Source organism: Mycobacterium sp. TH-M25 (genome assembly GCF_057473665.1).
Map to the genome: position 1 here is coordinate 20,738 of NZ_JBYCLA010000163.1, position 12,228 is coordinate 32,965.

Sequence of the window (12,228 nt, forward strand, 5' to 3'; positions counted from 1 at the left end):
AACGCGGGTTAGACCAGCAGGGCCGCGGCGTTGGCGTCCTCGGTGATCCCGTAGGCGATGCCGTTTTCGCCGATCGCCGCCGAGACCGCGGCCACCAGGGCCGACCCCGCCGTGCTGACGGCCAGCTTGTTTGCGCCGTGAGCAACGACGCGGGCCGTACCTTCGATCACCGCGGGGCTCAACGTGCCGGGCAGTACGGCACTCGTGGCCACAGCAGTTCCGGCGGCCATCCCTTCCACTTCAACGGCGTGTGCCCCGTGGGCGGTTGCGCCGGCTGCTAAGCCCTCGGTGGTTGTGATCAGCTCCACGGTGTAATCCTCCACGATGGTGGGTGGCCAACCTGTGATTTTGTGTCGATATACCAGGTCAGCGCTGTGACCGATCCCACGATAACGATTTGCGCGGTTAGCGCAAGCAGCAGCGGCTCAGCCCTGGGCGGCCGTGCCGGCTGGGATCTGCAGCCACGGCTCGTCGTCGGGCACAGCCACTTGGATCATCGTCGATGCGGCGCGGCCGATCACAAGCCCCCGGCCGGCCGGAAGTATCTGGCCGCGCAGCTTGCCGACGACGTTAATCAACTCCGGCGAAGCTGACATCAGCATGATCGGTGCGTTGGCTCGCTTGAGCGCGAACATCATGCCGCGGTTCATCCACGCACCGGTCAGGCTTGGGTCGGCGAAGCGGGTCACGATGACATGGAAGCCGATCAGCTTCGCCTTCTCGATGGCGGTGTCCCAGCCGAACGGGTCGGCCGGGCTGAGGAAGTCGGTCAGGTTGTCGATGATGACGAACACCTCCGGCCCCTGGAAGCGTTGCCCGGATTCGCGGAGGGCGACCAGTTCAGCCTGGGTGAGTTCCTCACCGGTGTCACGCGAGGCAAGCACCGTGTTGATCTTCTGCACCGCGCGGGGAATCTGGCTGGCGGTGTACACGTAGTCCGCGTCCATGGCCACCCCGGCAAGAGCTTGCGACTGGTCGAAAACCACCACAAGTGGCTTCTGCCCCTCGGGCGCGGTTTCGATGCGCCGCTGTAGCTGATGCAGTATCAGCTTGAGCGTGGTCGATCGACCAGACTCCGAGCTACCGACGATGGCGAGGTTGGCGTCGTCGGCCGGCGACCAGTAGTACGGTTTCGCATCGGTTTCGGCGAGACCCAGAAGGATCTTGGAGGTGTCGGTCTGCGCCGGAAAGTCCGCCAGAATCTTGCTCATCCGGATTTGGGTGGGCAGCTCAGGCATGCGGTCCACCGGCCGGGCCGCCGGGCGCAGATCGTTGATGTAGGTGGTCGCGGCAGCTGCATCGGTACTGACCGAAATTCGCTGGCCGCCAGCGGTAACCACCTCGGGGGCCGAGTAAAGAACATGCCAGACAATCGGTTCCGGCGGTACAGCGTCGGCGCCCTGGACCTGCACCTGCCCGCGACGGGCACGACTAGCGCCCGACACCGTGATGAGTCCGCGACCTGGGAACTGTGGTACCGACTGGGCCGCGCTACTCGTCATCAAGGAGTCGTTGGGATTGTCTAAACGCAGCTCATAGCGGCTTTTGAAGCAGTTTTCCCACAGCTGGAAGGTGCCCTTGGTGTTCCAGGAATTGGCCGACACCAGCAGGTGCACGCCACGATCAGGCCCGCTGCGGCCGATCGCTTCGATGGTCGGGACGTGCTCGGGGAAGGCTTGCAGAAACTTGTCGAAGCCGTTGATGACCAGGTACACATCCCCATACCCGTCATCAGGGACACTGGCGGCGGTAGCGGCATCACCGCCGAAACGCCGAGCTCGCCACTCGTCGACCGTGGAGATCCGCGCCGCCGACCAGCTCGCCGACCGACGATTCATGATGTGCTGCACGTGGTTGACCATGCGGCCGATGCCGTAGACATCACCGTCGCCGCTGATGACCGCCCCAACATGGTTCAAGTTTTCCAGCCACGACAACTCACCTCCACCGTTGTCGATGCAAAAGAACTGCATCCGCTCGCAGCTGTACAACGTCGCGGCCGCAGTCAGGATCGACAGCAGGCCAAAGGATTTCCCTGCATCTTGCGCGCCGGCGAGCGCTGTGTTGGCGCTCAGGTCGATCGTCAACACGTCCTGCGCGTGCTCGCGCGGCTTGTCAATGATCCCGCACGGCGACACCGGGGTCAGCGGGCCCGATCCCAGGTCCGTAACCAGATCCTTGACATAGCGCCCCGGGTGGCCGGCATCCCAGTCGAGCAGGTGTTCGGCCAGCTCTGGCCGCAGTTGCCGAATATAGGTGGCGACAGAATCGAAAACCGGTCTGTAGGACAGCAGTTCAGGCAGCCACGGAATGTGATCGGCGCGGCCGCCGTGCGCCTTCAGCACCGCGATAGCCACACCCATATCGGTCGATGAAATGTCTTTTTCTTCGTCCTCGTCAGCAACCACCTCGTCGGTGAGCTCGCGCTCAGCAGCGTCCTGCTCGATCACCGGTTCAGGGGCCTCCTTCGGGTCTGCGTCGGACCCGAACACCCGCTCAACCGCGGCCACCGCTGGGGTCTTGAACGCTGACAGCACCCGGGGACGCGCCTCGGTGGCCACTGCCGCGCGTTCTTCGACCACGGCCTCGCTCACCGGTGGCCTGTACGTGCCTGACACGTAGGCGACCTGGACCCGCTGCGCGGGCGAGTCAAGGTTGGGCACGAAATATCCAACCCCTTTACGGTCCGGCAGAGCACCAGGATTGGACTGGCCCAGGACCGCCCGATAGTCGCGAGGATCGTTCATCTTCAACGCGATTCGCGACGTCAGGTGGGTGCCGATACCAGCCATCAAGTTGTCGTCGAGCTGCTGGGACACCGGCGCCATGTGCACACCCAGCGAGCGGCCCACCGTGCCAGTGATACGCATAATGCTCAGCAACTCCGGAAAAGTCCGCTTCGCCTGCATCAGCTCGTCGAACGGAATGTAGAGATGCGGCATTGGTTCCAGATTGAGGTCCGGCCGCTTCGCCCGCAGCGCCCGATATTCCATGATGTTGGCGGGTACCCGGTCGATCACCCCGGCCACCGCCAAATCACCGGCGCGGTCCAGGATGCGCTGACGGCGCTCCAACTCACCCATCAACACCTGAATAAGTCGCGTCACGCTGTCGGGGCTCGTTTCAAGGTTGTTCAATACCATCAGCACATGCGGGATCTCCTCAAACCCGCGAAACGTGCTGTTGCCCTTGAAATCCGCCGGAATGAGCACCAGATCCTGGGGCGAGTGCGTACACACCAGCGCCAACGTGTGCGTCCGCAGAAACTGCGACTTACCACCGCCCGTCTTACCTCCCAACCCGAAGTGCGGACCGTGAGCAGTTTCATCCTCTTTCATGTCCAGAAACCACGGCCGGCCAGAATCGATGAACTGACCCACCGGAACGCGTAGGAAATTACGGCGATTCTTGGCCCACAACCATGTTTGCTCCGGATCGAAGTCCGCCCAGTCCTCAATGCCGATCAACGATCCCAGCCGCAGCGCCGGCGCCTCACCCGCACGCGCACCGAGAAGCGCACTCGCCTTGGACCCCGGCCGCCACGCCGCCAGACGGCGCGCGAACGCCTCCGCCGACCACAACTCAACCTGATCCGGCTTGGCCAACAACTCCGGTACGGCCCGTTCTGACTCCGGTCGCAGCACCCGGTCCTGGCTTTCAAACGTCAACGTCGTCGGCGCTGACCTCAGCGGCCCCGCGTCGCCGCCGACCACCAGGAAGCACACACCCTCCACGCCTGATTCCGCGCCGCCTTGATTGGCCCGCAGCAGCACCGGCCAATCCACAAAATCGTTGTCGCACACCACGATCAGAAACCGGCCCGCGCCCTGGTCACTGCCCCCGGGAGCCGACATGCTTCCCGCGGCCGCCGCCATACTGGATCGACGCACAGCGGCCGCTTTGAACATGCCGCGAGAGCTATACGCTTCGCCCAGCGAACCGACAAGGTCGACCGCGGAGGCATACGTCATGGGTTTGCTCTTGGTCTCGTCGCGGTGATGCGGTAACCACTTCACCCAGTCCCACACCGCAGCACGGTCCTCGCTCGTGATCACCGCGACACCGAGATCCTGGGGACCGTGGAAAAACGCTGCATGCATCACCATCGCCCGCACACTGGCGCGCGCGGCATCGATGTCGCCGCCGCACAGCCACGCCGGATGATCAACCAAGCTCAAAGACCGGGGGATATCGCGGACATAACTCTGCTCGGCGATCAGATCCCCAACCATCTGTGCGCACGCCGGCTCCTGATCAATCAGGGCGCCCAACTCGACCTGGTTGTACTTTCTGCGGGATCGCTCGACACCGAGACCGATCCGCACGTACCCGAATTTTTGATGCTCGCCGTCACCGCGTCCGCGCTCCCACATGCGGGTCGATCCGATCCGCGCTGCCAGCACATCCGGTGACGGATAATGGAATTCGGCCACCGCGAATTGCGTGCGCGCCACCTCCAGCGCCGCCTCCCGCTCCCCATCGAGATAGCGGGCATAATCGGCGCGACGCTTAGCCACCGACCCCTGACTTTGACCGCTCCGGCGACGGAACATCATCGTCATCCCGACAACCATCATCAGCGGCATCGTCATCCAGCCGCCGTTAAACGCCCGGCCGTTGCGGAAACCGACGAATAGCATCCCGATTAGCCCCACCACCACCAGGGCAGGACCGAACACACTCCAGGCCCCCGAATCCCGCCGCGGCGTCTCTGGCGGCTTCTCAAGGGTTATTTCCTGATCGTGCAGCGTCGGCGCCTTCGGCCGCTCCTGATCAGATGGCCGGACATGGATCAATTCGCTCAACGGTCTTCTCTTTCCTGCTAGGACGAAGGGGCCAACGCACTCGGCGCCGGATCAACGGGGACGTTTTCGTGCTGCGCCATCGCATCAGCCTTGGACAGCTCCACGTGGGCAGGTAGACCGCGGGGAAACAGCCGCAACACCGCCCACGGCATCGGCAGCGTCGCGTCGGGCAAACCGAGGCTTTCACGCGAATGGTCGCCCGCCGCCACCCCAAACCGCGAACCGGACGGCGCCAACCACCAGTACGACTCCTGCGACGATGCAGCCTGCGAATTTCCCGTGGTACGAACCCAATTCGCAGCGCCCGGCGCCATATACACCACATCGGCGGTGGTGGCCCCATCATGAGGCCCCACCACCGGCGCCAGCGACGCATCCGCCGACGAGGCGATCGGCAACTCACTACCGACCGCCACGCTCATTGCCGCGCTCGAGGCCGTGCGGCCCTTCTCCCACATCCAGCACGACACAGGCTGCTCGCGACCATCGAGCACATGCACCGGAGCCGGAGGGTACTGCGAAGTCTGAACAATCGTCACCTGGGGCACCGCAGCTAACACGTCCGGTTCGATCAGCGGAACATCGGCTGATCCAAAAGCGTTTTCGCTGCGCAACATCGACGCAACCGTGGCCGATATCTCCTGAATGCCATCCTTGAGCACCACGTAATACCGCTGCCCGCTACTCGGCGACTTTGCCTGCACAACCGCACCCACATTCAGCGGCCTGCCAAGCTTCCACGGCGCCGGCATGCCGGCATCCGGAACCACCGGATCAACCAGCGGCAGATTAGCCGGCACCGCATTACCGAATGCCGGCGCCAACGGTATCGGGTGACTCACCGCCTCTCGGTCAATGCCCAGTGCCGACAACACAATCCGATCCCCAGGATCGATCACCGACTTCTTGCCATCCCAAATCACGTACGTCTGCCCGTTCAACACCCCAACAAGCACATCCAACGCACCCATACGGTGCGCCCGCGTACCCAACACCAGCCCACCATCGAGCACCGCGACCGTCACATGCCCGGCCACCGAATCCACCGGAACCTTCTGGCACACAGCAACCGACACCAAATCACCATTGGTAACCGGCATTTCATCCGGAGCACCCGGTATACCAACCAGCGGGCCCTGCGGGCGAGCAGCGACAGCCGAATGCGCCACCCCGACCGGATCATTGGCCATACCAACGATCAGCCGACCCGACGACTCATTGAGGACTGGATACAACAAGCCATTGGCGTTGATGTACTTGCGGCCACTCTCGCGATCCATCACAAACCGCGTTCCATCACCAATCTCACCCGCGGGACGGATCACTGAAAAGATGTACGCTCCACCGCACACCACCAGCAACACAATCGCCGCCACCATCGGGACCGCACGCAAATACCGCGCCAAATCGAACTGCATCGACACATTCCGCAACGTCAACCCATAACCCACCCGGCGACGCAACCAAAAATGCGCCTTGATCTGCGCCCACGTCGCCAACAAACCCTGAGGACGATCATCATCAGGCTCAGTCACAGACCGGGTCTCGCCACGCACCTCATCAATCACGCCCGCACGCTAACAACCACACGGGCCTACCGCCACCAGCAGACCATCCCACCAATGGTTCGTAGCGGGCGATCAAGCCGCTAGCGAATCCGCGTCCACGGATAACGGCGCTGCGCCTCACGGACCTCCTCATCGCGCCGAATTGTCGCTTCATCCGCACCACCAAGAGCCAGGCAAAGCTGCTGGACCCGGGCGCAGGTCGCCACACCAATATCGCTGCAGCAAGTTGCTAGCGACTCGATGCGACCGGCGAGCATTCTTCGGACGTGCTCACCTGATTCCGGGAGCGTCTTGAACCCGGTGTGAGGCAACATCGGTCGATTGTGTGCCAACCCAGTGATCCGGGGGGACTCAGACATGGAGTCCAGCGGCATCTCCGTGTGAAATAAGGCAACGAGTGCGGGAACCGGCCCCTCCGGGAGGGGCCGGTAGACCTGGGCGACTGTCGCGCCGATCCATTCCATGAAATCGATCACGCCGGCGATCTCTTCGTACTCAGCCCGGCCAACTTCCGGAGTTCGGAGTACGTTGAGTAGGTCCCATTTCAGCGACGCGAGGCCGAACATGGCGGCCCGGATGGCGTCCTCGTCCCGATCTTCCACGTCACACCTTCTGCAGGAGCGCGTTCAGGTCGATCCCCGCCTGGTATGCGGCATAGATGACGTCTTCAGGCGACACGTCCGGAGCCTCTTGCCAGCCCAGCAGGGTCTCCAGTGCGCGTAGTTGGCAGAATGCCTGCTGGTACCGAGTCGTGATTTCGGCGCTACGGCCGCCGGACGCGAAGCCTGGCCGCATCGCGCCCACGATGCGCGACCGCTGATCGTAATCTTCGCGCAAAGAGGACCATTGTGCCGCGGACAGATCCTGTTTTTGTTCGTTGAGAACGTGCCACGGCGCCCCTGGCGCTACGAGAGGGGCCGCGACGCCTAGACGCATCGCGGCGTGCGTGGCGCCCCGCGCCGCCTTCTGGCGCACCCAAGGCTCTGCGCGCCCCAGCTCATCGTAAAACGCCGGCACCAGCACCTGCAGCCGGTGCCGGTTACCTCGTTCTGCACCAAGAGGTTTCGCCCCTGCATCTGGTGTCACGTTTGGAACGACCTGGGGGAACATGTTTTTCGTGTCATCACGAACAGCAACACTCGACGCCAAACCCAGCAACTCGACAGGCTGGCCGCGATGCTCGCAGGTCACCATGTAGTCAATGAGAATCCGGGCCGGGTCAACCCACCCCATCCACTTGAAATCGAAGTCCACAGTGTCGATTTCGGCGAAGGCGTGCAAAACACCCGGCGGCAGGAAACAACCCTCCGGTAGATAGCCCGTGCCCTCATTCGTCGCGATCACCACCTGCGGCACACCACCAACAGCTTGCACGACCGCGGCCGCCACAGACAGGCCCGGATACACCGCCACACCCGGGATCAACGCCTTCACCGTATTCACCGCGAGTTGGGCGTGGGCATTCATCTTCACCGGGCGGTCCTCGGTGAACGACGCCGGCACCACACTCATCCCAGGCGAACCCAACGCCGAGCTAGGACCGCTGGCCACCGCCGCGCTAGCAGGGCTGATCGCGCCCTGAGACAACCCAGGAGACGCCGTAGGAGCCGGACCCATCTGAGTCGCAGGAGGCGGCGCAGCTATCGGCGCCATCCCAACCGGCCCACCCGACCCTGCAGAGCTGCCGGCACCGCCACCCGGGGCAGCCGAAAGCGCCGACGTCGATGCCGGCGAAGCAGAGGGATTTCCGGTGAAAGCACCCGCCGAAGGCGACGGAGCAGCGCTCGGAGAAGGAGGGATCGGCTGCGCAGCACTCACCGCCGGAGGAATGACCGGCGACGTCACCGCCGGAGGGACCCCGCCACCCGAACCCGCACCAGACCCGGCGCCCATACCGCTTAAGCCCGGCGGCGGCGATAACAGTGGTGGTGGCGTTCCGAGGCCGCCAGACCCCGCCCCAGCCGGGGACCCGCTCCCCAAACCTAAACCCGATAAACCCCCCAAACCACCAGACGACGAACCCAACCCGCTGCCGCCCCCGCCAGCGGACGCCAAGCTCCCCAAGCTGGATGCAGGCATAGATCCTGGCCCGCCAGAGCCACTTGACCCGTTAGCCGAATCGGGGTCCCGGCTGCCGTGGCCGTGATGGCCGGCCTGAGTAGATGACGCTGGGTCCGAACCTTGCTGAGCATCTGGGCTTTTTTGTCCGGTTCCGTTGTTGCCAGTCGACGATGTCGTGGATGACTCGCCGTCACCGGGTTCAGCGCCGTCCGATGCGGAGGTCGGCGTCCTCTGTCCGGAGCCGTCTCCGTCTGGTCCGCCAGCTTGTTTGTACGGGTCCCATTTTGCCGCTTTGATGGTCGGGTCGCCTGTCTGGCCGGCGGCCTGGCCACCCGCCTGCGAACCGCCGCCTCCCCATGTGGCCGGGGTTACTGTCGGCATGGCTGCCGCCTGCAACTTGGCCCAGCCATCAACATTTCCTGTCGCCTCGCCGGCCAGCTGCGTGCATCGACTCATGCCCGCGTCTAGCTCGACTTGCAGCATAGGGTAGTTCCGGGCTTTTTCGTATTCCCAGCACACTTCGACCGCCCGCTCGCATTCACCGGCGAGCGCTCGTTGGGTGTCGTAGCACTCCTGCACCATCAAATCGCCGTAATAGACAAGCCTTTCAATGCCGTGCGCAATCGCTTTGCGGTCCCTGACCAGCTCTTGCATCCGTTGGTGCATGGCCTCGAAATGCTCGCCTTCCATCGACCTGGCGATCGCCTCACGCGCAGACTCCAGCTGCGAAACACGGTCAAGCGCAACCGGATACGCGGCCCGGTACTCGTCGACGGTCGCTTTGATCGCCTCAATGCTTGCAGTCTCCGGCCAATTGTCGCCAAGCATGCACAGTGACCAAGCGTCGCTAGGCTTTTCGCAGCCGTGGCCTAAGGAGCCACCAGTAAACATCGGTTACACCGATACCGGCGCTGTGCCGCCGCCGGTCACCGGATAACGAAGGCGGGCGGCATGATCTCCTTCTGCGCGGCTGAAATTCTGCACGTTCGTCGTACCAGTCATACCAGCGGTTGCTTCGTTGTCCGTGGCGACGCCATCGGCGGCCAGCAGCGCCGTGCTCGCCGCACTGATACCTAACCGGGCTGCCGTTGTCAGAGGGTCCGTACCGCAAACGCCGACACCATGAGCCGGCGCCGGCTTCACCTCACCGGCCGCTGAAAACGCCGGACCTGCGACTACCGAATCGACCCGCATCTCTGCCATAGCGCCGATACAAGCATCGAACGGCAGTTACCGCCAGCAGCAGGCGTCGGCGCTTAGTTGGGAATGTCGCAGATCCGCAGCGGCGGTTCGAGCACCTGGTTATAAAACAGCGCCACGCCGTTCAATTGCAGATCTTTTGAATGGTTTCGCTCAGAGATGCTGAGGGCACGCAACCCGGCGACATAATCCACCACCGCGCTACGCAGCGCGGCAGGTGTCTCAGGCCGCAACGAGCGTTCCAGCTTGTCAGCCAAGCTTGAGGCAGTGGTTACCAACGTATCGACCGAGGCCAACAGCCCAGGGTCAGTCCACGGCGCGTGATTGAACGTGTTGCGCTCTTCGACCGCGTGGGCCACGCCCGGATAATCAGTTTTCAGCACGCCGCAGGTCTGGGCTTGAGCGGCTTCGGGAGTTAGCGTCGGCGGGGGATAAGGTGCCACGTTGCTCGGTGCGGCCGGGCGCGCTGGCGCCGTAGGCGATGCGGACCGGCCGGCCGCATACGCGCCTACCGCCACCCCGGCAACGAGGACCGCCGCGACCGCGCCGACAACGAAACCGACCGCGCCGCGGCCCCGGCGAGGTGGACCAGGGTAAAGAAGCGGCGGGGAAGTAGGAGACCCGTACGGTGGCGCGGAAGGATAAGGCACGCTGGCCTGTGCCTGGCCCGGTGCATCAATCGACATCACCGACACCTCCCCTCTAAATCCGCAGGTCGTACCGTGCTGAATCTACGCTGGGACAGAGACAACGGCAATCAGCACCGGAAACCCAACCGAGCCTTGAGGGAGGTCAAATGACGGCACCGAAGCCGGCCGCCAGCCCAGCGCCTAATGGTGGCGACAAACCTAAAGCCCGCAGCATTGCGGTGCGGAAAATGGCGGCAAAGGCAGCTGTCACCGCCAGTAAAAAGACCGGCCGACCAGTTGACGACCGCGTACGAAAGCTCGCCGAATCCTGACTACTTGTCGACGCGTCCGACTAACAACCGTCCGACTAACAGAGGACACCTGTGGTGCGACCCACCTACACGCTTGAGGAATTACTGGCGCAGTGTGACTCCGCCGACGACAGCACCGCCGAAGATCGGGGATGGCTCCGGATAAGATCGTCAGGTGGCGACACTTGAGGAGATCGAGGCGCGAGTCGCGGCTTTAGAAGCCACCCAGGCCGATTACAGAGCCGTTCTTGCAGCGGTCAACGCACTCGGGGCCAACCAGCGAGAACTTGCCGCAACCGTCCGTGACCACACCGCACGGTTGGACCGCGTAGAGGGCAAAGTCGACCTGCTCGCGGCCAAGTCCGATGACACCAATGCGCGGGTGCGGTCCCTAGAAGAGGGCCAGTCTGAGATCAAAGATCTTCTTATCCGAGCGCTCGACAAATAACCGGACCAACGCCTTGCGTGAAAACCACAGCCTGTAGCACCGCTGCCGGCATACCTGAAGTTTACTGACCGTCGCTTAGCAGCCCTTCAGGGCGGAGACGTTGATCGCTTCGTTGGTGTCTGAAGTGCGAGTCGTGATCGAGACGCTGTCCCAGTACACATAGCCGGACTTGTCTGGGGCCCAGCTCACGTACAGGTTGTCCCCGAAGTTGACCTTGGGGTCGCTCGACCGGCAGATCGCGGTTATCTCAGTTCCCGCCAGCAAGGTCCAAATCCTTTGTGGCGGCGTCACATTCGGAGAAACTGGCTGCGCGTATACCGGTTGCTCAGTGTTTACCACGGCGGCAAGGTTGGTCTTCGTTCCCAACTCGACCGGCGGCGGGCCAGGAGCACTGGGGGGTGCTGTCGCCGGTGAGAGCGAGACCGGCCGCGGCCACCGCGGCGATACAGAACGATGCAAGGCGCATCCGCGAACCATATGACGCGCGACCGACAAGCCACGTTCGGCACGCGGGTCTCGGGAGCCGCCCGTACGCCCAAGATGGCTTGTCGGCGGCCACCGGACGGACCGCCTCATGGCGTTTTCCCGGGTGCGAGGACCGCGATCGCAAGGGACTCGGCGGCCTCCTTGAGACGGTTGTCGTACGTAACGAACGCGGCCAATGGTGCAACGGCCGCGGCGACTTGAGCAGTAGCGAGGTGTATCGCGTCGAGCGAGCGCAGAGCTGGGTTGGGGTAGGCCGCCGCGGTCGAGCGTATGACCGCATCGATTTCGAAACGGTCCAGTCTGGCTAGCACGGAGGGCACGGCCGGTAGTCCATCGGGGGCGACTGCCCGGATCGCTCTGGGTAGTTCAACTTCGGTCAAAGCCGATGTTATCCACCGTATTTCGGTGTGTTCATCGAGCCAGTCATCTAAGGCGTCAGACTCGACTTCGACCCGGATCAGCTTGACCAGCGCCGAGGTTTCCAGGTAAATCACGCTCTAATACCGTTCGTCGGAGCGCATGCGCTCTAATAGCGTTCCGGCGTCGAGGCCGTCGCGCATCGGAATCGTCGGCCGTGGCGCCGGACCATGCCCTGTAGCCGGTTGCACCCTGCCGGCGCTGACCAGCGAGTCGAGAAGACCGGCGGCCGCCGCGATAATTAGGGCGATTACCTCGCCGCGCACAGAAAGGGTGATCTCCTCGCCGCGCTTGACTCGGGCT

General features: G+C 63.5%; 10 protein-coding genes. 1 reads left to right on the plus strand and 9 read right to left on the minus strand.

Annotation, left to right across the window (positions count from 1 at the left end):
• Positions 1 to 8 precede the first annotated feature (8 nt).
• The 6 genes from AC2VOU_RS05550 to AC2VOU_RS05575 form a co-directional block, all read right to left on the minus strand.
• Positions 9 to 308 (minus strand): hypothetical protein, encoded by a 300-nt coding sequence (locus AC2VOU_RS05550; RefSeq protein WP_486956465.1) that lies wholly within the window; start codon positions 306 to 308, stop codon positions 9 to 11.
• Positions 309 to 425: 117 nt separating this feature from the next.
• Positions 426 to 4,805, minus strand: coding sequence for an FtsK/SpoIIIE domain-containing protein (locus AC2VOU_RS05555; protein ID WP_486956466.1), 4,380 nt, complete (start codon positions 4,803 to 4,805; stop codon positions 426 to 428).
• A 17-nt stretch (positions 4,806 to 4,822) separates the two neighbouring features.
• A complete protein-coding gene (gene eccB, locus AC2VOU_RS05560; protein ID WP_486956467.1) occupies positions 4,823 to 6,340 on the minus strand; it encodes a type VII secretion protein EccB in 1,518 nt (505 codons plus the stop codon).
• Between the two features lie 113 nt (positions 6,341 to 6,453).
• Entirely contained in the window at positions 6,454 to 6,975 is a 522-nt protein-coding gene (locus AC2VOU_RS05565) for a hypothetical protein (RefSeq protein WP_486956468.1), read from the minus strand.
• A gap of 1 nt (position 6,976) precedes the next feature.
• Positions 6,977 to 7,885 (minus strand): hypothetical protein, encoded by a 909-nt coding sequence (locus AC2VOU_RS05570; protein ID WP_486956469.1) that lies wholly within the window; start codon positions 7,883 to 7,885, stop codon positions 6,977 to 6,979.
• Positions 7,886 to 9,690: 1,805 nt separating this feature from the next.
• Positions 9,691 to 10,017 (minus strand): hypothetical protein, encoded by a 327-nt coding sequence (locus AC2VOU_RS05575; RefSeq protein WP_486956470.1) that lies wholly within the window; start codon positions 10,015 to 10,017, stop codon positions 9,691 to 9,693.
• A gap of 732 nt (positions 10,018 to 10,749) precedes the next feature.
• On the opposite strand from AC2VOU_RS05575, the gene AC2VOU_RS05580 reads away from it, so the two are divergent.
• A complete protein-coding gene (locus AC2VOU_RS05580) occupies positions 10,750 to 11,022 on the plus strand; it encodes a hypothetical protein (protein ID WP_486956471.1) in 273 nt (90 codons plus the stop codon).
• A gap of 75 nt (positions 11,023 to 11,097) precedes the next feature.
• Here the strand turns inward: AC2VOU_RS05580 and AC2VOU_RS05585 are convergent, their stop codons facing one another.
• The 3 genes from AC2VOU_RS05585 to AC2VOU_RS05595 form a co-directional block, all read right to left on the minus strand.
• Complete coding sequence (locus AC2VOU_RS05585; RefSeq protein ID WP_486956472.1) at positions 11,098 to 11,286, minus strand: hypothetical protein; 189 nt, start codon at positions 11,284 to 11,286, stop codon at positions 11,098 to 11,100.
• A 308-nt stretch (positions 11,287 to 11,594) separates the two neighbouring features.
• Complete coding sequence (locus AC2VOU_RS05590) at positions 11,595 to 12,002, minus strand: type II toxin-antitoxin system VapC family toxin (RefSeq protein ID WP_486956473.1); 408 nt, start codon at positions 12,000 to 12,002, stop codon at positions 11,595 to 11,597.
• 3 nt (positions 12,003 to 12,005) lie between these two features.
• Positions 12,006 to 12,228 (minus strand): prevent-host-death family protein (locus tag AC2VOU_RS05595; RefSeq protein WP_486956474.1); only part of this gene is annotated, 223 nt, incomplete at its 5' end.